22 protein-coding genes and 3 pseudogenes are annotated in these 25,746 nt (G+C 60.2%); 12 read left to right on the top strand and 13 right to left on the bottom strand.

All coding sequences use genetic code 11. The annotated features are described in order from the left end of the window. Together ABID59_RS28300 and ABID59_RS28295 are read left to right on the top strand one after the other, a co-directional pair. On the top strand, positions 1-1,054 hold a 1,054-nt coding region (locus ABID59_RS28300; RefSeq protein ID WP_354085547.1), incomplete at its 5' end, for a transporter substrate-binding protein. Between the two features lie 39 nt (positions 1,055-1,093). Beyond that, a pseudogene (locus ABID59_RS28295) lies at positions 1,094-1,460 on the top strand (acyl-CoA dehydrogenase family protein); the annotation flags it as partial. Between the two features lie 480 nt (positions 1,461-1,940). Here the strand turns inward: ABID59_RS28295 and ABID59_RS28290 are convergent. Continuing rightward, complete coding sequence (locus ABID59_RS28290) at positions 1,941-2,129, bottom strand: hypothetical protein (protein WP_354033202.1); 189 nt, start codon at positions 2,127-2,129, stop codon at positions 1,941-1,943. A 1,243-nt stretch (positions 2,130-3,372) separates the two neighbouring features. On the opposite strand from ABID59_RS28290, the gene ABID59_RS28285 reads away from it, so the two are divergent. Beyond that, on the top strand, positions 3,373-3,681 hold the full coding sequence (locus ABID59_RS28285; protein ID WP_354033201.1) for a glycosyltransferase family 9 protein: 309 nt from the start codon (positions 3,373-3,375) through the stop codon (positions 3,679-3,681). Between the two features lie 383 nt (positions 3,682-4,064). On the opposite strand, the gene ABID59_RS28280 is transcribed toward ABID59_RS28285, so the two are convergent. Together ABID59_RS28280 and ABID59_RS28275 are read right to left on the bottom strand one after the other, a co-directional pair. Continuing rightward, positions 4,065-5,702, bottom strand: coding sequence for an MFS transporter (locus ABID59_RS28280; RefSeq protein WP_354033200.1), 1,638 nt, complete (start codon positions 5,700-5,702; stop codon positions 4,065-4,067). A 21-nt stretch (positions 5,703-5,723) separates the two neighbouring features. Beyond that, positions 5,724-6,050: pseudogene (locus ABID59_RS28275) on the bottom strand (LysR substrate-binding domain-containing protein); the annotation flags it as partial. 227 nt (positions 6,051-6,277) lie between these two features. Between ABID59_RS28275 and ABID59_RS28270 the strand changes: the two are divergent. Beyond that, positions 6,278-7,243 (top strand): helix-turn-helix domain-containing protein, encoded by a 966-nt coding sequence (locus ABID59_RS28270; protein ID WP_354033199.1) that lies wholly within the window; start codon positions 6,278-6,280, stop codon positions 7,241-7,243. A 60-nt stretch (positions 7,244-7,303) separates the two neighbouring features. Here the strand turns inward: ABID59_RS28270 and ABID59_RS28265 are convergent, their stop codons facing one another. The 8 genes and pseudogenes from ABID59_RS28265 to ABID59_RS28230 form a co-directional block, all read right to left on the bottom strand. Beyond that, positions 7,304-7,984 carry a YoaK family protein gene (locus tag ABID59_RS28265; RefSeq protein ID WP_354033198.1) on the bottom strand — a complete coding sequence of 227 codons (681 nt, stop codon included), beginning with the start codon at positions 7,982-7,984 and terminating at the stop codon, positions 7,304-7,306. 26 nt (positions 7,985-8,010) lie between these two features. Then, positions 8,011-9,369, bottom strand: a complete 1,359-nt coding sequence (locus ABID59_RS28260; RefSeq protein ID WP_354033197.1) for an alginate export family protein — start codon at positions 9,367-9,369, stop codon at positions 8,011-8,013. 162 nt (positions 9,370-9,531) lie between these two features. After that, positions 9,532-10,425: a glyoxalase gene (locus ABID59_RS28255; protein WP_354033218.1), complete on the bottom strand. Its 894-nt coding sequence runs from the start codon at positions 10,423-10,425 to the stop codon at positions 9,532-9,534. Positions 10,426-10,475: 50 nt separating this feature from the next. Continuing rightward, positions 10,476-10,901: a DoxX family protein gene (locus ABID59_RS28250; RefSeq protein WP_354033196.1), complete on the bottom strand. Its 426-nt coding sequence runs from the start codon at positions 10,899-10,901 to the stop codon at positions 10,476-10,478. A 1-nt stretch (position 10,902) separates the two neighbouring features. Next, on the bottom strand, positions 10,903-12,780 hold the full coding sequence (locus ABID59_RS28245; RefSeq protein ID WP_354033195.1) for an amidohydrolase: 1,878 nt from the start codon (positions 12,778-12,780) through the stop codon (positions 10,903-10,905). Continuing rightward, entirely contained in the window at positions 12,777-13,064 is a 288-nt protein-coding gene (locus tag ABID59_RS28240; protein ID WP_354033194.1) for a XapX domain-containing protein, read from the bottom strand. The genes ABID59_RS28245 and ABID59_RS28240 overlap by 4 nt, the downstream gene beginning before the upstream one ends. Before the next feature lie 33 nt (positions 13,065-13,097). Further along, entirely contained in the window at positions 13,098-13,751 is a 654-nt protein-coding gene (locus tag ABID59_RS28235; protein WP_354033193.1) for a hydrolase, read from the bottom strand. A gap of 235 nt (positions 13,752-13,986) precedes the next feature. Then, positions 13,987-14,070: pseudogene (locus tag ABID59_RS28230) on the bottom strand (alpha/beta fold hydrolase); the annotation flags it as partial. Between the two features lie 604 nt (positions 14,071-14,674). On the opposite strand from ABID59_RS28230, the gene ABID59_RS28225 reads away from it, so the two are divergent. Next, the gene (locus ABID59_RS28225) at positions 14,675-16,939 is read left to right on the top strand and encodes an MASE4 domain-containing protein (RefSeq protein ID WP_354085546.1); all 2,265 of its coding nucleotides are present in this window, start codon (positions 14,675-14,677) and stop codon (positions 16,937-16,939) included. Here ABID59_RS28225 and ABID59_RS28220 read toward each other — a convergent pair. Continuing rightward, positions 16,934-17,326, bottom strand: coding sequence for a response regulator transcription factor (locus tag ABID59_RS28220; protein ID WP_354033191.1), 393 nt, complete (start codon positions 17,324-17,326; stop codon positions 16,934-16,936). The two genes, ABID59_RS28225 and ABID59_RS28220, sit on opposite strands and share 6 nt — an antisense overlap. Positions 17,327-17,548: 222 nt before the next feature. Between ABID59_RS28220 and ABID59_RS28215 the strand changes: the two genes are divergently transcribed. The 6 genes from ABID59_RS28215 (at position 17,549) to ABID59_RS28190 (ending at position 23,893) form a co-directional block, all read left to right on the top strand. Beyond that, positions 17,549-18,184, top strand: coding sequence for a response regulator transcription factor (locus ABID59_RS28215; protein WP_354033190.1), 636 nt, complete (start codon positions 17,549-17,551; stop codon positions 18,182-18,184). A 299-nt stretch (positions 18,185-18,483) separates the two neighbouring features. Continuing rightward, positions 18,484-19,122 (top strand): helix-turn-helix domain-containing protein, encoded by a 639-nt coding sequence (locus tag ABID59_RS28210; protein WP_354033189.1) that lies wholly within the window; start codon positions 18,484-18,486, stop codon positions 19,120-19,122. Between the two features lie 318 nt (positions 19,123-19,440). Continuing rightward, the gene (locus tag ABID59_RS28205; RefSeq protein WP_354033188.1) at positions 19,441-19,794 is read left to right on the top strand and encodes a putative quinol monooxygenase; all 354 of its coding nucleotides are present in this window, start codon (positions 19,441-19,443) and stop codon (positions 19,792-19,794) included. A 133-nt stretch (positions 19,795-19,927) separates the two neighbouring features. Then, on the top strand, positions 19,928-20,437 hold the full coding sequence (locus ABID59_RS28200) for a PaaI family thioesterase (RefSeq protein ID WP_354085545.1): 510 nt from the start codon (positions 19,928-19,930) through the stop codon (positions 20,435-20,437). A gap of 61 nt (positions 20,438-20,498) precedes the next feature. Continuing rightward, positions 20,499-22,253 (top strand): adenylate/guanylate cyclase domain-containing protein, encoded by a 1,755-nt coding sequence (locus ABID59_RS28195; RefSeq protein ID WP_354033186.1) that lies wholly within the window; start codon positions 20,499-20,501, stop codon positions 22,251-22,253. 638 nt (positions 22,254-22,891) lie between these two features. Beyond that, positions 22,892-23,893 (top strand): NADP-dependent oxidoreductase, encoded by a 1,002-nt coding sequence (locus ABID59_RS28190; protein WP_354085544.1) that lies wholly within the window; start codon positions 22,892-22,894, stop codon positions 23,891-23,893. 54 nt (positions 23,894-23,947) lie between these two features. Here ABID59_RS28190 and ABID59_RS28185 read toward each other — a convergent pair whose 3' ends face one another. Continuing rightward, positions 23,948-24,709, bottom strand: coding sequence for a GntR family transcriptional regulator (locus ABID59_RS28185; RefSeq protein WP_354033184.1), 762 nt, complete (start codon positions 24,707-24,709; stop codon positions 23,948-23,950). Positions 24,710-24,840: 131 nt separating this feature from the next. Between ABID59_RS28185 and ABID59_RS28180 the strand changes: the two genes are divergently transcribed. Next, positions 24,841-25,716 (top strand): fumarylacetoacetate hydrolase family protein, encoded by an 876-nt coding sequence (locus tag ABID59_RS28180; RefSeq protein WP_354033183.1) that lies wholly within the window; start codon positions 24,841-24,843, stop codon positions 25,714-25,716. Positions 25,717-25,746 lie beyond the last annotated feature (30 nt).

Raw genomic sequence — 25,746 nt, 5'->3', positions numbered from 1 at the left:
CCACCGCAAAGCCGCCCGCCCGCTACGGCGCTATTGGAGGCGCGCGTCCGGGCGGCCTTGCTCTACCGAGCTACACCACCACCGGGGACACGACCAAGGTGGGCTGCTGGGACGGAAATTGGAGCCGGTGATCGTTGATCCCGCGTCTGATTGGGACGTCTTTGCGAAAGAAGCCAGGGAACTACTTTCGAAGCAAAAAGTCGCGGTCGTGTTCGGCTGCTGGACTTCCGCCTCCCGTAAGTCCGTTCTGCCGGTTTTCGAACAGTTGAACGGCCTGCTCTTCTACCCGGTGCAGTACGAGGGTGAAGAAAGCTCGCGCAACATTTTCTACACGGGGGCCGCGCCGAATCAGCAGGCAATTCCGGCCGTTCAATATCTGATGAGCAAGGAGGGAGGCGAGGTCCGCAGATGGGTTCTGCTCGGTACTGACTACGTCTACCCGCGCACGACCAACCGAATCCTGAGCGGGCATCTTACCGCAGAGGGGGTATCGTCAGACGACATCATGACGATTTATACGCCGTTCGGCTATTCCGCAATTCCAGTCATGGCTTTCTCCATCGGCCAGCGCGAATTGCTCGGTGCGGAAATCGCGCCCGTCGGGCACCTGGCGGCCTGGAATTATTTCCAGTCGATCAACTCAGCAGAAAACGAAGTGTTCGTGAAAATGTGGGCGGACTTCAACGAGCAACGAGACAAAATCACAAATGACCCGATGGAAGCCACCTTCATTGGCTTCAGGATGTGGGCGCAGGCCGTTGTCCAGGCGAGCACCACCGACGTGGATGCAGTCCGGCAGGCCATGTACGGGCAAAGAATCAAGGCGCCGAGCGGCTTCGAGGTCGTGATGAACACTAATCATCATCTTTCCAAGCCAGTCATGATAGGCAAAATAAATTCTTCCGGGACCTTTGATGTCATTTGGCAGTCAATCAATCCGGTCCGAGCGGATGTCTGGAGCAAGTACATCCCCGACAGTGCCAAGCGTACGGCCGATTGGTCCTTTCCTTGGGTCTGCGGGGGGTGCATTGAGCCAACATTTAAGGAATGGTGACGGTCCGGTTGTTGGTGATCGGGTCCTTTGCCCTGCGGTCAGATGGACATCCTGCCGCGCATCTGCTGTGGCGAAGTCTGCTTTGCCATCGGCATGAGCGAGCCGAACTCCGGCACCGACCTGTTCGCGGCAAAGACGCGGGCGACCAAAACCGACGTCGGCTATCTCATCAACGGCACCAAGATCTGGACCTCGTCGGGCATATCGCCGACTACCTGATCGCGATCCTCTGCAGCTCGCCGCCAACCAAGGAGAACTGCCGCCACGGCCTGACCCAGTTACCGGGCAGTTCGAATTCAACGAGGTCGTGTCCACCGATGACTTCGTCCCCGACGATCCCGTGCTCGGCGAGATCGACGGCGCCTGGAAGCAGGCGATCTCAGAGCTTGCCTGGGCCTCGGCTGGTGGCACAGGTCCACACCATGCGCCGCATGTATGGAATCTGATGCGTAATTCCTCGTAAAGGCTACTTATCGACTACGTAGGCAAGCACGGCGTCGAGAGGCGGCCGTAGCGCTCGCCAACAAGAAAAGTTGTGTTCACTTTGACCTTTGCGCGTGAACGCCAAGTCTTCACTCAGAAAACTGGCCAGAGGAGCGCACGCGCGATGTCGCCTGTTGGCCCGTCGCGGCATGTCGCTCCTGCGCAGCAACCACGTCGCTTTTAGCGGCAAAACGTACATCAACTTCAGAGTGTCACACCACCTGATTTATCAGTACACGGCCAAAGATAGCACCTCGCGGGTGCGTGACAGACTACGTTCACGAAGCCTTAGAAGACGGCAGCGCGATCAGCTCCCGACAGAGCAGCCGCCGCTATGGTTTGGGCTGCTACGGTGAGAGAAGGCGCGCGTCACTTGCCGCGGCGCGCGACTTCACAGGACATTTCAGCGCTGATGACCTAAGCCCACTCCGAGCTGCGACGCCTTTACGCGCAGCGCGCCAATAGTGCGCTTCATCGCCTTCGAAATTTTCTCGATTGGTGTGCGGGCCTTTGAGTGCTTCTTGAGGGCTCTCAAATCCGCCGCAGTCCACTCACGACGCGGGGCCCTCTTCTTGGCTTTGGCAGCTTTCAAGGTCTTAACTCCTAAGTGTTTGGAGAGCAGTCGCTGTTAGCAACGGCTCACCAGATTCTCAACTAACAATCTGGAAATAGTTCAATGCTGACTGTTAGGTTGAATACGAACGACCTCGCGTGTTGGGCAGAGCAACTTAGCGCTCAAGGATGCACAACGTGATTCGCCGCGCCATCGATACGGCAGCATTGAGTTAGCGAGGCCTCGCGGGCCGTGGACTTCAAAGAGACACCGCCAGCGCTAGAAAGAAAGGCCGCCTGCGTTGCCACAAGCGGCCCAAGTCTAGGGAGGAAACGCCCAAGGAGGGCAGCGATAGCGGGAGTGCTACCGCACACCCTAGCTAAGACGATCGCGATCAGCGGTTCAACTGAACGTTGGTAAACGTCGGGCATCAAAAGGGGTCGCGGACCGATACGAAGGTTTACGGCGCTCGCCCTAGTCGGTTCGCAGCCGCTGCAGCCATGCGGTTAGGACCGGCGGTTCGCGAAGTTAAAAGCGCGGGGTGGATGCTGTCAGCGGGAGAGGTCGAACCGACAAGCCACTCCGAAGCACGTCACGCCTTCGTGGCCAGTTGACTCATCAGCCTCCCGCCGAACGAGATCTTTCGTGGAGAAGGTTAAATGATGCAATGCACCGCCTTCTTGCATATGAATGGCTGCCTCGGGCGCAACGCGGCTTAGCGAGCTGAGAGAAAATCTGCCGCCAAAATTATAGAGATATTTCAATGATATACGGGTTCGCAGTTTTATTCTGAATGGCGCGCCAGCAACGTAGTTTCTGCACCCTTCACAGAAACGAGGTACCGCGCACAGACCCATTGGTACAGGTCGACTACAAGCGCGTCGTAGATTTGGATATGGGGGCGAACAAATCGGACATCTGCGCGATCAGAGTGGTCACCATTTTGGAGCGCGCCGGCAGAATTCGAGCCTGTAATCGCGGGTCGGTGTAGAGGCAGCTATGGAAAACGTTGAGTCTACCGGTCGGCCGGCGACGGATCGCTAGAACAACACAAGGTCGGGGGTTCGAGTCCTTCCTCACCATGTGTCCAGTACGTTCTGTCACCTATGTCTCGGGCCGCTCACCGTACGCCAAACTACGATATCTGCGGTCGCGCGTGCCATGTCACGAGCAGTCTTCGCCTATGGCCTGGTGAGCGAACGGCCGCTCGTGGCGCAGAGCGGGCATTCGCGATCTGCGACCGAAGGATTGCCGTGACCCGTCGATGCAAGGGGGTGTTTGAGTGCTGATCCTGATCGGCGCGAGCCCGCCTGTCAGCTTCTTTGCATATCCGAACAAGCCGTCCTGGTGCACGCCGGAGGACTGCAAGATCATCTATCTTGCTCATCCTCACGAGGATGGTTTGGCGGCGTTGGAAGCCCTCGCCGACGCAGCGGCGATCGTCGCTCAGCTTGTTCTCGTCATCACGACCGACAGTTCGGTTGCGCATTTGGCCGGTGCCTTGGGAAAGCCTGTCTGGGTTCTGCTCGGTCACAATGCGCACCGGCTTTGTTGTTCCATCGGGCAGATAATCCCTGGCATGCGACCATGAGATTGCTTCGTCCGCGCGCTGAGGGTGACTGGGACTATGTGTTTGACGCTGTTTCGTCCGAGCTGATGAAGCTGGCCGAGAATCAGACGGAGATCGTTCAGCTTTTCTTTGTCACCATATCTTGGATTTGGCTGTCCCAGCCTAGATGCAACTACCTCGAACTTCCCCATGATGGATTGGAGCGGGAGTTTAAGTTCTTCAGTATGTTAGAATGCCGCGTGTGCACGATGCGTGCACCGAGAGATCAAAGAAAATCTAGGGACAACCAACGTGAGCAGACCGAACTGATCTCGTTGCAGTCGGCAGCGCTCGGTCTCACCGTACCGGCAACTTTGCTGGCAGGTGCGGACGAGATCATAGAACAGTGGACGGCCAAGCCCGGGCTAGTGCGGTTCGTTAGACGATCCAAAGGATGCGGCGATGTAGTGAGTGACCTTAGGTTCCACTGCGGAGCCAAACTGACGGATGGTATCCTGAACGACCCTGTCCGCATTGGTCACGCGATAGTGCTGCCGGAGATGTTCAAGCCAGGACGCGACCATGAAGGTCTCAAGGAAACGTCCGTTTTCGGCGGCGTCCTCGTAGACGTCCCACGTGTAGGCGCCGTCCCGGCGGCGCAGTTGGCCCAAATCTCTGACGGCGACCAGAAACGCGGCACGCTTCTCGGGGGCGACTCGGTACTCGACCGTTACCAACACCGGACCGCGGTCGGCATCGGCGTCGATCGCCAAGACCGGCGCCGGCCAATGCATGGAGGGCGCGAGGTCCACTCCCGCACCGGACAGTAGCTTCCAGTGCCAGGTCGCCGCGATGCCGACGACGGCGCCGGCGGCCGCGATGAAGTGGGCTGCCGGCAACCCAAGCGCCGAGGCAAGCTGCCCCCAAAGCGCGCTGCCGGCCGTCATCGCGCCAAAGAACACGGTGACGAACATGGCCAGGCCACGGCCGCGCACCCAATCCGGCAGGGACATCTGAACCGAGACGTTGAGGCTGGCGAGCACTGCGATCCATGAAACGCCCGCGACCGCGCAGGCCGCAATGCCGATCGTTGAATGACGGGCGATGCCCAGCAGGACCAGACTGAGCGCCGTGCCGAGCGTGCCGGCCGCAACAAGCTTGTCGGATCCGAGAGCCACCTTCATGGAGGGCAGCGTGAAAGCGCCGAGGACGGCGCCGATGCCGATCGCTCCCAGCAAAATGCCGTAGAGCTCTGGGCCACCCGCGATCTGATTGCGTGCGACCAGCGGGAGCAGCGCCCAGTAAGCACTTGCGAAGAAGAAGAACGCTACCGCTCTTATGAGCGTTGCGCGCAAATTCGCATTGTATCGCGCATGCCGGAAGCCGATCACCAGGGCACCGGTCAGGCGCTCCGGCGGAAGCCCGCTCCCTGGCGATGCCGGCGGCCGCCACCAGAGCAGGGCCCCGATCACGGCGAAGTTGCTCAAGGCGTTGATCCAGAACGGTGCCGCGATGCCCCAACCGCCGATGATCACGCCACCCAGCGCAGGTCCGATCGCCCTGCTGATGTTGACGCCGACGCCGTTGCTCGCCACCGCCGCGGCCAAGTCGTGCTTCGGGACAAGCTGAGGCACGACGGACTGCCATGCCGGTGCTGTGAATGCCGCGCCGGCGCCCAGCAGGAACGTGAACAGCAACAGGATGGACGGGGTGACGAGGTTGAGCCAGACCAGCACCGCGCTCGCTGCCGCGACGACGGTGAGGACAATCTCCGCACCGATCAGGAAGCGGCGCTTGTCGACGGTATCCGCCAGGGCCCCGGCGGGGAGCGCGAATAGGAACATTGGAAGGCTGCCCGCAACCTGAACCAAAGAGACCGTCAGCGGATCGGGATTGAGGCTCGTCATTAGCCATCCGGACGCGGCGTTGTACATCCAAGTGCCGACATTGGCGACGACGGTCGCGATCCAGACCACCGTGAACGCCCGATGACGAAACGCGACCCAGGGAGAGGCGCGCCCCTCGACGTGCGATGCACTGGGTCTCTCGTCAGGATTGGTCATGCGTCCTACTTTGCCGGCTTGCTAAGTTGCGTCCAGGCCGAAGTGCTCGACCAGAAAATCGATGAACAGTCGCACCCTGACCGACAGATGTCTCGTGGGCGGATAGATCGCATATAGCGCCAACGGAGGAGTGCGATAGTCCTGGAGCACCGCCCGCAGCGCCCCCTTATCGAGGGCTTCGCCTGCGATAAAGGTCGGAATCAGCGCGACGCCGCACCCGCGGATTGCGGCGTCGCGCAGCACCTCGGCATTGTTTACGCACAGCGACCAAGTCGGCTGGATCTAGTGATCGCCGTCGGCACCCGTCAGCTTCCATTGATTGCCGGTCAGCAGGAAGCCGTACGGGAGAGGCGGAGCTGACGGCCAGCTTCGGGCGAGGCTGCCTGTCTCAATGACCTTCACGAACGCCCGGAGGCTGGCAACCTTGTCCATTTGCGCTTCATTGTCTCCAAATCGTGGACATGATGGTTATAAAATCACGTATTGTTCTCAAATCATAGCGTCGCGATATTGGAGGTCATAGAGCCCAACCCGATGATTTCTTCGAACTTCTCGACCGGACAGGATCTCATTCGATGGACGAACACCGGACTTACGGAGACGCTGTGGCTCACAGCCACGGCTTGGACGGCTCGCCGGCGCTGATTACACGTTCGTTGCCCAAGGCTCAGATCGGAATCACCAGGATCATCTGTGGTCCGGAGCATATCGGCATGAAAGCGACAATTCCGGCCGAGGACACGTTCATTGCCGCGCTTCACCTGACCGAAGTCGCTTACCACGAATTGTGGAGCAGCGGACGCCCCGTAATCTCGCAGGGTTACGCCGCCAATTCGCTCAGGATCGTGAACCTTGGCGCCGAATTCGCGTCGTACGTCGGGAGCCCGCACGAGGCGCTATCGTTCTACATTCCTAGAAGCGTCCTCAACGATTTCACCGACGAAGCTGGCAATCCACCGGTCGTCGACCTGCACTGCAAGCCCGGCTTGGTCGATCCTGTCGTCGCCCATCTCGGAGCCGTCCTGCTGCCGGCCCTGGAGCGCCCAGCGGAAGCGTCTTCTCTGTTCGTCGATCATGTTACACTGGCGCTCGTTGCCCATCTCAGTAAGCGTTACGGAGGGGTCGTCCAACGCGAAACCGCCCGGCCTCGAGGACTCTCCCTGATTCAAAATCAGCGCGCCAAGGAGTATCTGGCGAGCAACCTCAGCGGCGACATCCTGGTGGCTGACGTCGCCAAGGCGTGCGGACTCTCACGCAATCACTTCATCCGGTCGTTTCGTATGACCACCGGCATGACGCCACACAAGTGGTTGCAGCTGCGCAGGATCGAACAGGCGAAGACGCTGTTGCTCGGATCTTCGATGGCGACCGCCGAGATCGCCGTCGATTGCGGATTTGCCGATCAGAGCCATCTGACGCGGGTGTTCACCCGGTTGGTGGGCATGCCACCGTCGGCCTGGCGCAGGGAACACAAGGGCCGAACAACGATCGGATGCGTGACGTCGAGCGGCAAACAAGGTTGGCCTGACGGACCGCAATAGCAGCACCGGACCTCTCGCCGCGCTGGGTGCGATGGCGCTCAGGCATCGTCACGGACCCTTTCAGCCTGGCGCACGAAGAAATGGAGTGACCATTCCGAGAACCGGCGGCACAACAAAGCACCAGACGCCGACATGCGCATACAGCAGGGCGGCGGTGGCGCAGCCCGCCGCGAAGACGGCTATGTTGGTCGACATAGCCAGCAGGCGCGGGCTGGGAGCGGACACATTTTCCGCTGTTGGTGCGTGCACCATATCAGCGAGATCGATCATGATCTGCGTCGTCGTTCCCGTCATCAATGTCGAGGGCGGCACTGTCCCGAGATGAATTCGGTGGGCGGCGTTCTGGATCGCCATGGCAGCCACCAGGACCATGCCGGTGACGACCGCCTTCCAGGCGTCGCCGTCGACGAACGGTCCGAGGCGGATCGCCAGTACCGCGCCGGCAACGAGGAAGACGACCTTCAGGCCGAGAATGATCGTCAGCGCAGGGCGGTTCAACCGCAAGAGCGCCGAACTTAAGAGGCGCGTCAGGATCACGACCAAGCAGAACACCGGAAGCGCCAGGAGTTTCGCCACCGCGCCCGACGTCCCAAACACCAGCGAGGCGCCGAGGGTGACGAAGTTTCCGGTGACGTGGGCTGTGAACAATCCTTGCAGAGCAAGGAAACCGGCGGTGTCGACGAAGCCGGCGTTGAGGCTCAGCAGCAGCGGGAGCGTCGGCCTTGAGTTTGCGGCAGGCATGATCGAACCTTCTCGCGGAACGTCAGTTACAGGGCATACTTCAGTTCGACCCCGACGTAGTCGCTGTCGTGACCTCCCGCCTCGCGGATCGTGTTTCCGATCTTGTAGTGCACCGCTTCCAGAGCGCCGGTCAGATTGGCATTGAAGCGATAGTCCACGCGCAACTGCCCGTAGGCGCCCGACCAGGCACTGCCCTTGCCGGCCGTACCGGCGACCGGGATGTTGGGCTGCACGTAGATCGCATCCGCCGTGGTCTCGCGCCACTGGAAGCCTAGCGCGCCCATGACCGACAGGTTGGTCGCGGGCTTTACAGTCAAGGATGGCTTGACGTGGAAGAGATTGACGTAGCCTGTGAACCCAGCCAGCGTGAAGTAGTAACCATTCGGAAACAGTGGATTGAAGGTCCCCAGAACGTTGTCGGCGGGATGATGGTCTCCCGAGGCGGCATCTATTTGCAGTCCAAGCCGCGGCTGCCACACGAATTGAGCGAACGTGTAGCCCGTGCGCGCTCCGACCGCCCAGGCGCGGATATCTTTGCCGCCGATTACGCCTGTCTGGCCCATCGCCTCGAGATCCCAATCGACATGGTTGAGATTCCCCGCGAACCGAACATCAAACACGTTGCGCTTTTCGTCGCCGCTGGCGTCGAGGTATTTTGCGTTGTCCTTCTGATAGAAGGAGTAGTAGGCGGATAGTTCGTTCGTCCCGAGCACCTGACGCTCGACGCGTAGCGTGTGAAACCGGAAGTGGCTGTTCGAGGTGTCGTCGAACGGATGTTGGAGATCGTACTGCACCGGCTGGCTCAGGAACCCAATGAAGCGCCAGGGGCCGCTCTCCCAGTCGCCCCACACGGCATCGAACGACTGCCGCACGTTGGGACCGTCGCGGGACGAGACGAAACGCTGCAGGTCGAAGTCGAAGTCCTGCCGTCCAACCCGCGTCTTGAAGGTCCCAGCCTCGGTCGCGTTGACGTAGGCGAGAAATCCGAGCCGCAGGTCGAGGGGGTCCTGGTCGACGGGCGTGGTGACGTTCTTGCCGAAGGCGCGATCGTCCTCGAACTGCAGGAACAGTTGCCAGTGCTCGTCGAAATGGACATCGGCGTGAAACTGAAGACGCTGGATGACGTAGTTGTCGCTCTTCGTGCCACCTACGCCGAAGCCGGCGGCGTTGACGCTTTCGAACCGCTCCCGCAGCGTCGCGCCGAACGACATGTAGCTCTTCGGATCCCAAGGCATGATGGGAATGTACTTGATGGCATCGTAGGGCTCGGTCCGAAGTGCCGGATTTGCCAGCACCGACCAATCCTCCTGCCAGCGATTGGTCTTGATGGCGGGCCGCTGCGGCGCGGCATCGTCGGCCCGGGCTACCGCCGACATCGACACCATGCAACCAATCGTCAGCACCGTCCGGAAAACGGTTCGGGGACGGTAGGTCGGAGGTTTCGATTGCGGCTCAACACGGGTCATCGGATGCCGGGAACAGAAGCCTGTCGAGCCTAACGCCAAATTAGGACGCTCTGCGAGAGCCGGGAAGCCACAGCACTCGGCTCATTTCGACGCTGCATGCAGTTCGGCGACATAGCCGCCCGGAAACTGCACCAGTGCGATATCACGGTGGTCCGAATTGAAGGCGTCGACCAGGACGGTGACACCCACGGCCTTTGCCTTGCCGAGCGTTTCGGCGAGGTTGGGCACCTCATACCCCGTCATTTCGTGCCCATAGGGGTAGGGGAGATGCCCGTCGGTCACCAGCACGGTCATCTTACCGAACACGGATTCAATCCTTATGCGACGATAGGTGCCGTCGGCGCGGCCGATCTCCACGCCGGGGGCGCGCCCGTTATCAGATACGATCTTTCCTCGGGAAAAGCGCACAAAGCTCCTGACGAAGGCGTCCGCCCTGTCGGGCGAGACATAGACGCGGTTTTCCGGCACGGTCTGGAACGCCGCGTAGTTGGGTTTGGTCGTATGCCAGTAAATCTGCATGTTGACGCCGCCCGGCCACTGGATCACGGCATCGCGACCGATCGGATCGGGGAATGGTGCGACGATGATGTCGGCGCCCGCAGCGCGCGCAGCTTTGATGGCGGCGTCCATGTCGGCGACGAGGTATCCCGTCCGTTCCGCGCCGAACGGATAAGGGATCGGGGTTTTGAAGCCGAACAGCGAGACGGTGCCGACCGGCGTCTGGATCAGTTGCGACGTCGTGCTGCTCGGTGTCGGAGTGACCGTAACGACCACCTGTTTGGTGCTTTGACCACCGAACGTTGCGCTGAAACTCGCAATGAATTTATCGACATCGTCTGGCGCGACGTAGACGTGCGTCGTGTCGTATTGCGGCCCGACTCCGACCAGGGGCGCGGCCTCGCGCGCGCCGGCGACGGAATTGGCGGCCAGGGTGGCGATGGCAACGGCAGCGATGAGTGAGCGAAGGCGGACCATTTGCGGATTCCTTAACGGTGGCGACAAGAAGCGGTGAGCGGCGGGCTCGATCATGTGCGTTCGCCTCCCGCCGCGTGGATCGAGACGACGACGAGGCCGGCTATGAGCCCGAGGTGTTCGAAGAACGCGTTCAACGCCATGAAACGATCGTTCCCGGTCAGGTGCCAGAAGTCATTTGCGGTCAGCATGGCGACAGCGGTTAGGACGCCGAGGCCTCCGGCGCCCAGCCAGACCAGTCGCCCAAGCATCACGAGGGCCGAACCGCCCAGTTCAACAATGATCGCGAGCGCCGCCCAGGCCCAGCCTGGGTGCAGTCCGAAATGCTCCTGTTCGGCGATGGCCGCGCTGAAGTCGGAGAGCTTCGTCAGGCCCCCGATCAAGAAAGCCGAAACCAGTGCCGCCCGAGCAGCAGGCCACATCCAGGGCGAGCCCAGGATGGTGCGTACCCAACCCGGGGTGTCCCCGACACGGCCCATCTCATACGGCCCAGCAGGCGCAACCAAGGGCGCCCCAGAAGCTTTTCAGGTCCGAAATAGGAAGTTTCGCCGACCAGGCGCTGGCGTGGTCGTGGCCGTGGACACCGCAGCTGTTGGTGCAACTGCAGTGTGCCGCGGCCTGCATGCGCATCGCGGCAACCGGTTCGGCCTTGGCGCCCCATGCGGCGTACCCGCCGTAGCTGCGGACGGGCGACCAGTCGGGCATAGCAGGGGGCGGGGGCGGGGCGTCAAGGGATTTGAATTCACCCTTGGCGTAGACGATCTTGCCGCCGACCACCGTCAGATCAGACGTCGTGTCCGCGATGTCCACGTCCGCGCAGGAAAAGAAATCATGATCCGGAACGACGAGATCGGCGAACTGTCCTACTGCGATGCGGCCCTTCTTGCCTTCTTCGTTGGAGAACCAAGTGACGTTCTCCGTCCACATCCGGAGCGCTGTCTCTCGGTCGAGGCAGTTGCGTTGCGGGGTGATGCGTAATCCCCCGACGGTCCGCCCCGTGACCAACCAGGAAAGCGACACCCAGGGATTATACGAAGCAACGCGCGTCGCGTCGGTCCCGGCCGAAGTTTTCACGCCCTTGGCCAGCATCTTGGCGACCGGCGGCGTCGCTTCCGCAGCTCCAAACCCGTAGCGTTCGACGAAATATTCGCCCTGATAGGCCATGCGGTGCTGCACGGCGATGCCGCCGCCGAGCGCCGCGATGCGATCGATCGACTGGTCGGAAATCGTTTCGGCGTGATCGAAGAACCAGTGCAGGCCTTCGAGGGGCATGTCCTGGTTGACTTTCTCGAACACATCGAGCGCCCGTGAAATGGTTTCGTCATAGGTCGCGTGGAGACGCCACGGCCATTTGTTCTGGACCAGGATCCGGACGACCTCTTCCAATTCGCCCTCCATCTCGTGAGGCATATCCGGACGCGGCACCCGGAAATCCTCGAAATCGGCTGCCGAGAACACCAACATCTCGCCCGCGCCATTATGGCGGAAATAGTCGGTGCCCTGCTTGTACTTCGATGTCCTGGTCCAGTTTAGGAAGTCGTCCTTTTCACCCTTGGGCTTCTGGGTGAAGAGGTTGTAGGCGAGACGGATCGTGAGTTGGCCCTCGTCGCTGAGCTTCTGGATGACCGCATAGTCGTCCGGATAATTCTGGAAGCCGCCGCCAGCGTCGATCGCGCCGGTGACGCCAAGACGGTTCAACTCGCGCATGAAGTGCCGCGTCGAGTTGACCTGGTACTCGAACGGCAGCTTGGGGCCCTTGGCGAGCGTCGCGTAGAGGATATTCGCGTTCGGTTTGGCCAGCAGGAGTCCGGTTGGGTTGCCGTTGGCGTCACGGGTGATCTCACCGCCCGGGGGCTCCGGCGTGGTTTTGGTGTAGCCGACCGCACGCAACGCTGCGCCATTGAGGATAGCGCGGTCATAGAGGTGGAGCAGGAAGACCGGGGTGTCCGGCGCGACGGCGTTGAGCTCGTCGATCGTCGGCAGCCGCTTCTCGACGAACTGATGTTCGGTAAAGCCGCCGACCACGCGGACCCATTGTGGCGCCGGCGTGATCTCGACCTGCCGCCTCAGCATGCTCATGGCATCGGCAAGAGACCTGACACCGTCCCAGCGCAGTTCGAGATTGAAGTTGAGCCCGCCGCGGATGATGTGGAGATGGTTGTCGATCAACCCCGGAAGCACGCGCTTGCCCTTGAGGTCGATCACCCTGGTCGAGGGCCCGGCGAGCTTCATCACCTCGCTGTCGTGGCCGACGGCGATGAACACGCCATCCTTGATTGCGACCGCGCTCGCGGCTGGATTGCCGCGGTCGAGCGTCGTGAACAGGCCATGGTGCAGAATGAGATCGGGCGTGCTCATGAACGGTTCTCCTCGATGGCACTGGGCGCCATCGCGGCGGTGTCCGCCTGGCGGCCAGGCAAAAGGCCAAAGATATGCGGGGCGCACTGTGCCTGCCGCCACGCGGCGGTGAGGCCGTTACCGGAAAGAAGTTGCTTGCCGACCGGGATAACCTGCTCGCCGATCAGGATGCCGAGCAGGCCAACCAGGGCCACAAGCGGCGGCGCCGGCGAGCGAACGTTCAGGAGACTGTAGATGACGCCGACCAGAATGCCGGCGCCGGCTGATAGCAGATAGATTTTCATCGCCGATCTTCCCCGTTGCGAAGACAACGATCGTTATTCGGCAGCTTTCGCTCCACCTTCCGAGGCGTGTTCGCCCAGCGCCCACTTCGAGAAGCGGACCTGGATGCCGTAGGGCGAATGCCCGCGCAGGATGTCCATGACGCCTTCGTAGGTTTCCGAGCGCGCCCAATCCTGCTGTAGCTCGAACACGTATTGGCAAGACGTGATCGGGGTCGCACCGGCCTGCACCGCACGTTCCATCGAACGGTTGTGCGCTTCGAGCGAAAGATCGCCGCAGGCGTCGGCAGCGATATAAATTTCGTAGCCTTCCCTTAGCATGTCGATCGTTGGAAACATCACGCAGGCTTCGGTCCAAAGCCCGGCGATGACGAACTTCTTGCGTCCCGTCGCTGCGACCGCCTTGCGGAAACCGGCATCAAGCCAGGAATTCATGGAGGTGCGGTCGATGATGTCGTGGTTCGGGAACAGATCCGTCACCTCGGGCATGAAGGGCCCGGAAAAGGAATCCTTTGCAACGGTGCTCAGCACCGTCGGTATCTTGAAGAGCTTCGCCGCCTTTGCGAGGATCTGGATGTTGTTGAAGACGACAATCCGGTCGTGCGACTGCACGCCCTGATACATGGCAGGCTGATAGTCGATCAGGGCGATGGCGCTATTTTGCGGGGTCAGCATTTCGAGTTTGGACATCTGTGATCTCCTGGCCGGATGGCGCTATTTCGAGCCCCAGTGCGTCTCATCCTTGTGCTGATGCGAGCGCGGTCTGTGGTGAGCGTCTGTACGCCCGACCGTGAGATCCGGTCTTTGCAATAATTCTCGCAGTTTGGACAAAATGACGATTGCGTCCAATTCGCAGGACCTCACTACGAAGCGTCACCTTGGTTGCCTTGGCTAGGCGACCGTTTGCGATGCTTCGTAACTGGCCCGAAATCTCCTTCAGGTCTGCGGTGGAGTCGGTCTGCGAGATAGCAACGATGCCGTCGTAATGCACTTTCGCGCCGCCCATTATGCGTCGGCACCGCTAATTGTGGATCACGGCTTCGGACGAATTGAAGAGCGCATCACACCACGAAACCGGGCGGTTTGGGGCTGGCATGTCGATTATCGAAGCGCACAAAGGACGATTGCGGACGAGCCACTGCTCATCCGACCACAGCATCACGAGTGGAATGCCGCCTCCTATCTATGACGCGGAACCGCGTCGCTAAGACAAAACTCGTAAAACAGCTGACCTTAGTCACTCGTCGGACGGCCCATCATGGATCGACCTCGCCGAGATTCACGTCAACACAACGGAATCACGGTTCGCGGCCTGTCTCAACTGACTTTTGCAACAGAATCTGCCATCAGCGACATCAGGTCTCCCTTTCTAATAGCGGTAATCGCCTTCCGCTCCACAACCGACTGAGGTAGCCTCACCAAGGAGATAGCCGAGCGGACAGGCCGAAATCCCATTTTGAATGGCGGCTTCGGGAAACGGCGTGTACGCAGACGTTGGCTCTCAGCACTGAGATGACGCCAATGAACGAGCGTGTCCCCACAGGCGCCGAGACGTCACTGTTGAGCCTGCCGCCGACACATCGGCAGACGCGGTGGGCGGTTGCCGTCGCCGTATGTCAGGTCGCGGCGTTCGCGCTTGTTCCCCGTTCGCAAGAACTCAGCTTGCGGAGATAAACGCATTCATTCCCGCGTTCGAGGGGGTCATATTCGTGACCGACCTGGTCACTTCGGTGCTGCTGTTCTCGCAATTCGCGATCTATCGCCTGCGCGCTCTCCTCGTCCTCGCCTGCGGCTACCTCTTCTCGGCCCTGATGATCATTCCGCACGCGCTCACGTTTCCGGGTGCATTTTCTCCGACCGGTCTGCTTGGCGCCGGCCTTCAGACCACAGCGTCGCTCTACTGGTTCTGGCACTTGCTTTTCCCCATGGCGCTTCTGGGCTACGGATTGCTGAGGGACGAAAAATCCGATCCGGGCCCGGCTGAACCGTCGTTGCTCGCCTTGGTCGTCGGAAGCGTCGCGCTCGTTCTTACGCTCGCCTGCGGACTGACCCTGCTCGCCACCGCCGGCAACAACTACCTGCCGGTGTTGTTCGCGGACAGGGTTGGCTTTACGCCGGAGGCTCGCCTGGCGGCCGCGACCACGATGCTGTTGTCCGTTAGCGCGGTCGCGGTCCTGTGGCTTCGCCGGCGCGCGCTACTTGATCAATGGCTGATAATCGTCGCTCTGGCGGTACTACTGGAAATGGCACTCGGCTCCATATTTGTCAGCGGGCGCTTCAGTCTCGGCTTTTATGCAGGCCGCCTGTTTTCGCTGCTCACCTCGACGATCGTCCTGGTCGTTCTGCTGGTGGAGACGATGCGGTTTCACGCCAACGTCGCCCGCTCCAAGGAAAGGAAGATCCGCCGCCTAGTCGATGCCAATATTCTGGGGATCTGCATTTCGAATCTGGAAGGCGCAATTATCGAAGCTAACGAAGCGTTTCTGCGCATGCTACAGTACAGTCGCGAAGATGTTGTTTTGAGGCGCTTGCACTTGACCGATCTGACGCCAGCCGAATGGCGTGAGCAAAATGAACGCTCAGTGGCGGAACTGCACTCGACCGGGGCTTTTCATCCGGTCGAGAAGGAGTACTTCCGCAAAGATGGGAGCCGCGTGCCCGTGTTAGTCGGCGGAGCGCTGTTCGAAAAAAGCGGCAACGAGGGCGTTATTTTCGCGCTCGATTTGACCGAGCTCAAGCGGGCCGAGGAAGCATTGCGCCGCGACGAAGCCTGGCTTGCACAAGCACAGAGGCTAAGCCACACCGGTACTTGGGTTCTGGACGGGACAACCAAGCGTTTTCTGTATTGGTCGGATGAGAGTTACCGCATCTGGGGGTTTGATCCGCTGCAGGGCCTTCCAAGCCGAGACGATATGTGGGGACGCATTCACCCAGACGATCGCGAGAGGCTGTGGAAAGAAGTCCAGGAGGCATTGCGCGAGCAAAGAGACTTCGTTGAGGAATTCAGAATCTTGCTGCCTGATGGAACGGTCAAATACCTGGAAGCAAACACCCACCATGAATTTTCTCCACCCGGCGTGCTACTTGAGGTCGTTTGCACAAACGTCGACGTGACGGAACGGAAGCGCGCACAAGACGAGCTTGAGCGGCTAGGTCAGCTTGAGGCAGACCTCGCCCATATAAATCGTTTGAGCATGATGGGAGAATTGGCCGCCTCGCTGTCACACGAAATTCTGCATCCGATCGCGACTGCGCGCAACAACGCCCGTGCGGGGATGCGGTTCTTGGAAATGAGTCCGCCGAATCTGACTGAGGTCAGGGAAGCGCTTGGTTGTGTTGTCAGGGATGCGGACCGAGCCAAGGACATCGTCGGACGGATTCGCAGTCAGATTAAGAGAGCTCCGCCGCGAAAAGAGCGTTTTGACCTCAATGAAGCCATCAACGAGGTGATTGTGATGGTGCGAAGCGCAATCGCCAAGGATGCCATCTCGGTCAGCACTCGCCTGATGGATGGTCTGGTTCCTGTTCAGGGTGATCGGGTTCAACTGCAGCAAGTGCTCGTGAATCTGATCCTGAACGCGGTCGAAGCGATGAGCTCAGTTGAGGAGGGCACGCGAGCGTTGACGATCAGAACCGAGCAAAACCAGCCCGGCGGCATCCTCGTCGCAGTGCACGATTCAGGGCCCGGCATTGATCCGGTAAACTTCGATCGAGTTTTCGAACCCTTTTACACCACTAAGACCAGCGGAGTCGGCATGGGGCTGTCGATTTGCCAGACCATCATCAACGGTCATGGAGGCCGGTTGTGGATGAGTGCCAATGAGCCTCGGGGGGCGGTATTTCAATTCACTCTGCCTGTGGTCCAGGAGAACTCATGAATTGTCTTCAATCGGCGTGCCGGCCTGCAGAGCTGATCGCAAGCACCGTTCGAGATCGTCGTCGTCCACTGGCTTGCTGAGGTAGCAAACGACTCCATCCCTTAGGGCCTGATCCCTGACCATTTCATCAGGGTATGCAGTCACGAGGATCGTCGGAATCGCGTGCCCTGTGTCGACCAAACGCCTGTGGAGCTCGACTCCGGTCATCCCAGGCATCTGAACGTCGGTGACCAGGCAGTCGGTTTCAGGTACGAGACGTGATGCCAGGAAATCGGCTGCTGATGGAAAAGATTCGACAGTGTAGCCGAACAACATTACGAGCTTTCGCAGAGATTCTCGAAAGGGCTGATTATCGTCGACGATAGATACGAGCGTATGCTTCAACATTGCGGCTTCCGGGAAACTTAGTGGCTCCGCCACCCGCGGCGCAATACCTCGCACCAGCATGCAACTTCGTAATGTCAGGGACATTCCCCAATAATGCAATGCCGTCGCCCCTAAGCGATGGCTTAGGCCTTGGGCTATCCGCTTGGGGGGCAGATGCTGTTCAAATCGACCGCTTGTATGTAGTATGGCAGGAGTAACGCGCTCCCTTTTGGGATACCGGCGATGGGTGAGGCAAATCCCAGTGTCTTGGTCATCGATGACGATCCCGAGTTTCGCGACTCGGTCGTGCGGCTGTTGCGGACGGTCGGCCTACATACCTGTCAATTTTCGTCTGTTCACGATTTTCTCAAAGTTGATCCGCCGGAAGGCCCCACCTGCCTGGTACTCGACGTGAGAATGCCGGGGCGAAGCGGTCTAGAGCTTCAGCGCGACCTCGCCGCTGCGAACAGGCAAGTGCCGATCATCTTCATCACAGCGCATGCCGACGTGGCGATGACCGTGCAAGCGATGAAGGGCGGCGCCATGGAGTTCCTCACGAAGCCATTCCGTGATCAGGATCTTCTTGACGCTGTCGAGGCCGGCCTCGCTCGCGATCGTGCCCGGCTGGAGAGTGACAGGGCATTGACTGCGCTCAGGGAGCGCTTCGACACGCTCAGCTCACGCGAGCGTGAGATCATGCTCCATGTCGTGGCGGGTCGCCTCAACAAACAGATTGCCAACGATATCGGCATCGCCGAGTCTACGGTGAAGGTGCATCGCACCCACCTGATGCGGAAAATGAAGGTCCGCTCGCTTCCCGAGCTCAGCCGGATGGCGGACACTCTCAACGTGAGGCTACAGCAGCCGCAGAGCTCCTGAGTCAGCCTAAGGGATATCGCCTCAAGCGCTTTCACGCGAGTGCGCTGTCCCTGCCAGCAAATTACCATCTGCTGCATTTGCTACAACGCTGCTCGTCGGGCATTACGTGCTCTTCGGCTAACGTATGCAGAAGCGTGGTTAGAGATCTCGCGCCCGCGTCGTCCCTAAGCGATGGCTTAGAAAAGGCAACTATAAGCGAACCTCACACTACCACCGCGCAATCGACCACGCCGTGCCAAACCGTCAAAACGCGTCGTACCGGTTTTGCCGGGGAATTCCCCCATGCACGGGAGGTTATAATGCTCGTATTAGGATCCAGTGCACCCTCCGAACGCATGACACAAATTCGTCGTTTCGAGCGGGGACTTCAAACTCCAGCACCAGAATTTTCCTTTGCCGCTGATCAGCAGTTCCGCTTGGTGGGAAACAGCCTGATCGAGCTGCTTGAAACTGCAAGGCGAGAGCTAGAGCGTGACCGAGAGCTCGCCAAGGCGTCACTGATTACGGCATCGCGCATCCTGCACATGGAGATCGAGCGTTGTTCTGTCGCTAACGGCTGCCCAAGAGGTGGTCTAGTGGCATGGCAGATCGCTCGCGTGCAAACTTACATTGACAGCAATTTAGGTCGTACCCTTCACATTCGGAATCTCAGTGCGGTCGCGTGTCGGAGCCCAGCGCACTTCTGTCGAAAATTCAAATTAGCGTTCGGCGAGTCGCCACATGCCTACGTGGTGAGAAAGCGTCTGGAGAGAGCCTGCCACCTGATGCTGACCAGTGCGGCATCACTGAGTGAAATAGCCTTGAGCGTAGGTCTTTCGGATCAAGCACATCTATGCAGGCTCTTCAGAAGGGCTTTTGGTCTAAGTCCAGCCCGCTGGCGACGCGAACGCGGAATCCCTGTCCAGATGGAGCAATCAGCGGCCTGTTTGTTGGGGTAGAGCGGAACCGACAAGCCTCGTGTCTCGGCGGCGATGGGAGCCACCGAGCGGGTCACCTGGATCATTCCGCGAACCGTCTCAGACCGAAGTCTTCGAGGGTCCCGGGGGCTTGGAGGCATTTGCTTAAGGCACAAGGGCGCGTTCTCGAAACAAGACGGCAAGAAATTTCCCGACGCGACAAAAGCCTTCAAGACGATAGCCAGTTTGAATGTGACATTGGCCCATGCGAAAATTGATTGCGCGCAGTTCTGGTGGTTGGCAGTTGCGCTGATTGTCGTCGTCGTGTGAGCCTTGAGGCGGCGTACCATGGAGGCAGGGATGCGGAGCGAACAGGTGTACTGGGTGTTCACCGTTACCGTCGATCAGATGGACAAGTTCACGCCGCTGATACCAAAGCTTGTGGCCGCGACAGAGAAGGAGCCGGGCGCGCTGCAGTTTGAGTTCAACATCGGGCACGACCAGAAGACGGTTGACATCTTTGAACGCTACACGGATTCGAAGGCGGCTCTATTCCACCAAACGGAAAGCTTCGGGCCATTCTCGAAGGAGTTCTTCGCTGTGGCCAAGCTCACTCGCTGGGTGATCTATGGCACGCCCTCGGACGAGTTCAAGAAGGCAAACGAGGACTCCCACCCGATTTATATGACAGCATTCGATGGCTTTGTCAGGTGACGGGATTTGGTTCCGGACTTAAGGTCGCGAGCCTGGCAGCGGACATTGTTGAACAGCTGCCAGATGCCGCGCTCGACGCGGCAATGCTCTCTGAACAATCGTAAATGCCCGAATCGCGGTGTGCTGAGGGATCATGGGCGATAAATCCGGCAAGCAGGCTATCGAATACGGCATCGTACCAATCGACGTGATGGCGTCGATGTCGGGGCTCGATTTTGTCCGCGCGATCTTCGCGAGACGATTGCCGGAGCCGCCGATCATGCAGACGGTCGAACCGTTCGACTGCACGGTCGAACCCGGCGCCGTCGTGATTCACAGCGTGCCGGGCCTGCGCCATTACAACCCAATCGGCTCGGTGCACGGCGGCTATACCGCGATCCTCTTGGATTCTGCGATGGGGCTCGCGGTGCAGAGCACGCTCCCCGCAGGCACCGGCTACACCACGCTGGAATTCAAAATCTCATTCGTGCGCGGTATGAGCGAGACGAGCGGCGTGATCCGCACCGAGGGTCGCGTGCTCAACGCCGGCCGTCGCGTCGCTACCGCCGAGGCGCGCATCACCGATGCGAGGCGTCGGCTGCTTGCGCATGCGACGACGACGTGCCTTGTGCTCGAATTTCCGAAGGGGAACGCGAAAGGCTGACGTTGAATTGGTGGATACCTTTGGGCTAGGCTTTCGCTGCAGGTCAAGAGAGGGCTCCCCTGTGCCTCCCGAGCGGATCGAACGCAAGCTCGCCGCCATCCTGGCCGCCGATGTGGCAGGCTATAGCCGACTCATGGGAGCTGACGAGGAAGGCACTCTCGCACGCCTGAAGGCCTGCCGTCGCGAGTTGATGGACCCGGAGATTGCGGAGCACCGTGGGCGCGTCGTCAAGACCACCGGAGACGGCATCCTCATCGAGTTTCCGAGCGTGGTGGACGCCGTGCGCTGCGCGATGGACGTTCAGCGCGGCATGGCCGAGCGCAACGCGGATGTTACAGATGAGCAACGGATCGAGTTTCGCGTCGGGATCAACCTTGGCGATATTATGATCGACGCCGAGGACATTCATGGCGACGGAGTGAATATCGCGGCGCGGTTAGAAAGTATAGCGGAGCCCGGCGGCATCTGCATCTCGGACTCGTCCTATCAGCAAGTGCGCGACAAGTTCACCATCCACTTCGAGGATATGGGCGTGCAGCAGCTCAAGAACATCGCGCGTCCGGTGCGCGTCTATCGCGTACCGATTGGCCGGAGCGCGCGAAGGGAAAGGCCGGCGCTCGCCCTGCCGGACAAGCCTTCGATCGCGGTACTGCCATTTCAGAATATGAGTGGTGATCCCGAGCAGGAATATTTCGCCGACGGCATGGTTGAGGATATTATCACCGAATTGAGCCGCATTCGCTGGCTGTTTGTGATCGCCCGCAACTCGACCTTCACCTACAAGGGCCACGCAGTTGCTGTGAAGCAGGTGGCGCGCGAACTGGGTGTGCGCTATGTGCTCGAAGGATCGGTGCGCAAGGGCGGCAGTCGGGTGCGCGTCACCGCGCAAATGATCGATGCGACCTCCGGCGCCCATATTTGGGCCGAGCGATACGACCGCGACCTGAGCGATATCTTTGCCGTGCAGGACGAGATCACGGCGAGTGTTGCGGGAGTTATCGAGCCGGCGCTGGCCGAGGCCGAGCAGCAGCGAGTATTACGCAAGCCGCCGGAGCGGCTCGATGCTTGGGAAGCCTACCAACGAGGACTTTGGCACTTCAACAAATACGGACCGGAGGAAAACCGGACCGCACAGACCTTTTTTCGCCAAGCTATCGCGCTCGATCCAAATTTCGCTCCCGGCCATTACGGATACGCGCTGGCTCTCCAGTGGGATATCTGGCACTTCTCGAGTCGCCCCTTCTTGGAGGTTCAAGGAACCGCGCGTAAAGAAGCGCAAATCGCGGTATCGCTCGACGAAAGGGATGCGATGGCGCATGCCGTGCTGGCACACATGATGATGTGGGGCGGCGAATGGGAGGCGGCGATCGCCGAAGCGCGCACCGCGGTTGCCCTCAATCCAAACAGTGCCTTTGTCATCAGCATGCTTGGTTGTGTACTCGGGTTCGGCGGCTATCGAGAGGAAGCACTCGAGAGGTTGCAGCAGGCAATGCGTGCCAGCCCACACGATCCCCTGATTTGGCTTTGGTCGATCTGGCGCGCCCTCTTGCAGTTTTTTTCACGCGATTTCGTCGCTGCGCTGCAGACATTGCGCCAAGTTGTCCGCCTGCGTCCGAGCTATGCTCCCCCTTACGAATACGTCGCTGCGTCGCTCGCTCATCTCGGGCAATTGGGTGAGGCGCGCGAAGCACTGGAACGTGTTCCCCCGCAATCGGCGGAACAGCGTCAGCGTTGGCAGCAAAGGCCGCCCTGGATGCGGCCCGAGGATTATGCGCTACGGGCCGAAGGTGTCCACCTCGCAACCGGAGAGCGATAAGCCGTGAACTTGAGTTGTTCCGAGGCGCGGAAGTATCACTGCGCTAGGCGCTGAAGATAGCCCACAGCCTCCACCCAGGTTCGAGGATCGTGAATGTCAGTTTTGACGGCGGCGCAAGTAAGCGACGCTTCCGGTCTTTCCTGCCGGCTCAACCGGTCGACGTGTCTCAAAATGACCACAAGCGACCTTCGCTGAATGACGGCTGTTGGCGCGAAGCGGCCAGTCGGGAAAAGCCGCTAAATCGATGCGAGTTGGAGCCGTTGGAGGATCCCTTGGAGCAAGGCCGCTGCTCACCGTTCTACCCGAGAACGCCGCAACGATATCGCAACGAATTGGGTGAAACGACCGTGAACAAAACGAGACTGAAACGCCTGTCGAAGTAAGAAAAATCAACACCTTAGAAGATGTTCACTGCGTTCGGGACGCAGGAGGCGGGCTCGATCAGATCGCAACTTGAACTTCGAATGTCGGTATCGGTGGTTGCGCTTCCCCCGCAACCACTTTCGTCATAACTCACTCACCGTCCCGGTCTACCGGTGGCGCGCGCTTCGCCTCCGTGGGGCTCAGGAGACCGCATAACTGGACCGAAACACGCAGTTCGGCTCCCTAGCGTGGCGAGATAGGAAAGGCGGCAGCAAATGAAAAACCGACAGGTATGGCTAAGTTCACGCCCCAACGGAATTCCGCAGCCGACGGACTTCGCGCTGCGCGAAGCGGAAGTGCCGAGGATTTCGGACGGCGAGTTCCTCGTTCGCAACATCTTCCTGTCGGCAGATCCGGCCATGCGCGGATGGATTGCCGACAAGAGCACCTATTGGCCGAGGATCGAAGTCGGCGACACCATGCGCGCATTCGCGGTCGGAGAGGTGATTGAAACGCGAAGCCATGGCTATGCAGCCGGCGACAAGGTCATGGGCATATTCGGCTGGCAGGACTATGCCGCAGCCAAACCGCAGCAGGTCATGCGGAAGGTCCTCGAGGAAGACCTTCCGCTGTCGCTCTCGCTCGGTGTGCTCGGACTGAACGGCCTGACGGCCTATTTCGGCTTGCTGGACGTCTGCCGGCCGAAGGCAGGGGAAACCGTCGTGGTCTCGACGGCCGCCGGTGGGGTTGGCTCGGCTGTGGGCCAGATCGCGAAGATCAAGGGATGTCGCACGATCGGGTTCGCCGGTGGTGCGGAGAAAGTCCGGCAGTGCATCGAGGAGTTCGGCTACGATTCGGCCGTCGACTACAAGTCGACTGCGGATCTCGATGAAGCGCTTGCCCGGCTTTGCCCCAATGGCGTCGACGCTTTCTTCGACAATACGTCAGGTGCAATTCACGATGCCGTTGTCCGGCAGATCAATGTCGGAGCACGCATCGCGATTTGCGGTACTGCCTCTTATGCGAGCTGGGATCCCTGGAACGAGGGACCGCGGCCGGAGCGGCATCTGCTCGTCAAGCGCGCAATCATGCAGGGCTTCCTCACCACCGATTTTGCTCCACGGTATGAAGAAGCGATCGTGGCGCTGGCTGGCTGGATTCGCTCCGGCAAGTTGCGGTATCGCGAGGACGTGCAGGACGGCATCGAGGCCGCGCCGGCATCGATTGCGATGCTCTACGCCGGGGAGAATCGCGGGAAGCTGGTCATCAAATTGTAGCGGCACCCGGCTCCGCGCCCGGTTTGCTCGTGCCGGGCGGGAGCGGGCAGGTCGTCAGGCAGATGCCGTGCTTCGCTTGCGTTTGAGACCTGGGCCATCCGGCGCGTGAGTCTTGCCCGGCTTTGCCTTTGATGTTCTCGCAGCCGGCTCGCGCTCGGACGATACAGCGTCGAGGACGATTTTTGCGGTCAGTTGCAGGTGCGCGTTCATCAGTGCGACGGCGCGTTCGCAGTCCCGCGCCAAAGTGGCCTCCGCAATCTCGCGATGTTCCTTGTCGAGGTCGCGGTCCACCTTGGACAGGGGACCGGTAAACCACCGGTAACGTGCAGAGTGATTGAAAAGCACCGCGCGCAGATGAAGAAGCCAGGGGCTGCCGCATCCCGCTGCGAGGACTTCGTGAAAGGTCTCGTGAGCCCTCGCATATTCGTTGCTGTAGCGACGCGCGGCCTTGTCTGCCCATACCGGCGTATGCGTCAGACGGTGCAGGGCGGCGACGACCTGCGACTGCCACTCGAGTCCACCGTTCTCGATGGCGCCTCGAAGGCACAGCGCCTCAATGCTGCATCGAACGTCGGTGAGATCGCGAAGGGCATCAACCGACAATGGGGCGACGCGGAAGCCCCGCTGCGGTTCGCTGACGACAAACCCCTCCGATGCGAGGCGCGACAGCGCCTCACGCACGGCGCTCGAGCCAACTGCAAAGCGACGGCAGAGATCCTCGATCTTCAGCTTCTCTCCGGGCGCGAAGTTGCATGCGAGCAGTTCGGAGCGAAGCTCCGCATAGGCTCCGTGGGTGAGGCTCGTCGGTGATTCCATGGTGCTAATAGCCATAGCGGACGAAATGTCTGGAGTCACTTGCAAATATGCATACTTTCGAAATTATGCATTTTATTTTGTAATATGCATTTTGTGTGATATAGGAGATCGCACACGGAGGAAAATGCCCCATGCGCTTCATCGCTTATGAAAGAAACGGAACGCGCGGCCTCGCTGTTGCCGATCAAGCCGGCCGGCACTGGGGGCTCGATGACGGCGGAGAGGGCCGGCTCGAGCGCGCCATTGCCGGTGGAGCGGACGCACTGAAGGATCTCGCCTCGGCGCTTCTCAAGGGCGATCCGATCGATCCGGAAGCGGTGAGCTTCCTGCCGCCGTTGTCCGCACCCGGCAAGATCATCTGTGTGGGCCTGAACTACGCGGACCACACGGCCGAAAGCAGCATCAAGCAACCGGACTATCCGACGCTGTTTGGCCGGTTCGCCTCGAGCCTCATCGGGCACGGTGTGCCGATCGTACGTCCGAACGTCTCGGAAGCGCTCGACTTTGAGGGAGAGCTTGTCGCTATCATCGGGCGCGGCGGCCGCCATATCCCGCAGTCCGCAGCCCTCGACCATGTCGCCGGATATTCGATCTTCAACGATGGTACAATCCGCGACTATCAGTTCCGCACGCCGCAATGGACCATCGGCAAAAATTTCGACGGCACGGGAGCGTTCGGGCCGGCATTTGTAACGGCCGACGAACTTCCGTCAGGTGCCAGCGGCCTGAAACTCGAGACGAGATTGAACGGGACGGTGATGCAAAAGGCGTCGACCTCCGATCTGATCTTCGATGTCGCAACCCTGGTCGCGTTGATCAGCGTGGGCATCACGCTGTTTCCGGGAGACATCATCGTGACCGGTACGCCGTCCGGCGTCGGCGCGGCACGCAAGCCGCCTCTCTATATGAAGCCCGGCGACGTCTGCGAGATCGAGATCGAGGGATTGGGTGTTCTGCGCAATCCGATCGTGCTTGAAGCCGAAGACGCGGTGCGTGCGGCGGCCTGATCCTGCGGTGATCCTGTCACCCGCGGATTC

This window comes from Bradyrhizobium sp. S3.3.6 (genome assembly GCF_040546905.1).
In the GTDB taxonomy this organism is placed as follows: Bacteria; Pseudomonadota; Alphaproteobacteria; order Rhizobiales; family Xanthobacteraceae; genus Bradyrhizobium; species Bradyrhizobium cytisi.
The sequence above is the reverse complement of the archived record's forward strand: the minus strand, read 5'-3'. Positions and strand labels throughout refer to the sequence as shown.

Coding starts and splice junctions, on each gene's coding strand:
- ABID59_RS28280 (WP_354033200.1), bottom strand. CDS start 5,702: ATGACCAATCCTGACGAGAGACCCAGTGCATCGCACGTCGAGGGGCGC.
- ABID59_RS28270 (WP_354033199.1), top strand. CDS start 6,278: ATGGACGAACACCGGACTTACGGAGACGCTGTGGCTCACAGCCACGGC.
- ABID59_RS28265 (WP_354033198.1), bottom strand. CDS start 7,984: ATGCCTGCCGCAAACTCAAGGCCGACGCTCCCGCTGCTGCTGAGCCTC.
- ABID59_RS28260 (WP_354033197.1), bottom strand. CDS start 9,369: ATGGTGTCGATGTCGGCGGTAGCCCGGGCCGACGATGCCGCGCCGCAG.
- ABID59_RS28255 (WP_354033218.1), bottom strand. CDS start 10,425: ATGGTCCGCCTTCGCTCACTCATCGCTGCCGTTGCCATCGCCACCCTG.
- ABID59_RS28250 (WP_354033196.1), bottom strand. CDS start 10,901: ATGGGCCGTGTCGGGGACACCCCGGGTTGGGTACGCACCATCCTGGGC.
- ABID59_RS28245 (WP_354033195.1), bottom strand. CDS start 12,780: ATGAGCACGCCCGATCTCATTCTGCACCATGGCCTGTTCACGACGCTC.
- ABID59_RS28240 (WP_354033194.1), bottom strand. CDS start 13,064: ATGAAAATCTATCTGCTATCAGCCGGCGCCGGCATTCTGGTCGGCGTC.
- ABID59_RS28235 (WP_354033193.1), bottom strand. CDS start 13,751: ATGTCCAAACTCGAAATGCTGACCCCGCAAAATAGCGCCATCGCCCTG.
- ABID59_RS28225 (WP_354085546.1), top strand. CDS start 14,675: ATGTCAGGTCGCGGCGTTCGCGCTTGTTCCCCGTTCGCAAGAACTCAG.
- ABID59_RS28220 (WP_354033191.1), bottom strand. CDS start 17,326: ATGTTGAAGCATACGCTCGTATCTATCGTCGACGATAATCAGCCCTTT.
- ABID59_RS28215 (WP_354033190.1), top strand. CDS start 17,549: ATGGGTGAGGCAAATCCCAGTGTCTTGGTCATCGATGACGATCCCGAG.
- ABID59_RS28210 (WP_354033189.1), top strand. CDS start 18,484: ATGCTCGTATTAGGATCCAGTGCACCCTCCGAACGCATGACACAAATT.
- ABID59_RS28205 (WP_354033188.1), top strand. CDS start 19,441: ATGCGGAGCGAACAGGTGTACTGGGTGTTCACCGTTACCGTCGATCAG.
- ABID59_RS28200 (WP_354085545.1), top strand. CDS start 19,928: ATGGGCGATAAATCCGGCAAGCAGGCTATCGAATACGGCATCGTACCA.
- ABID59_RS28190 (WP_354085544.1), top strand. CDS start 22,892: ATGAAAAACCGACAGGTATGGCTAAGTTCACGCCCCAACGGAATTCCG.
- ABID59_RS28185 (WP_354033184.1), bottom strand. CDS start 24,709: ATGGAATCACCGACGAGCCTCACCCACGGAGCCTATGCGGAGCTTCGC.
- ABID59_RS28180 (WP_354033183.1), top strand. CDS start 24,841: ATGCGCTTCATCGCTTATGAAAGAAACGGAACGCGCGGCCTCGCTGTT.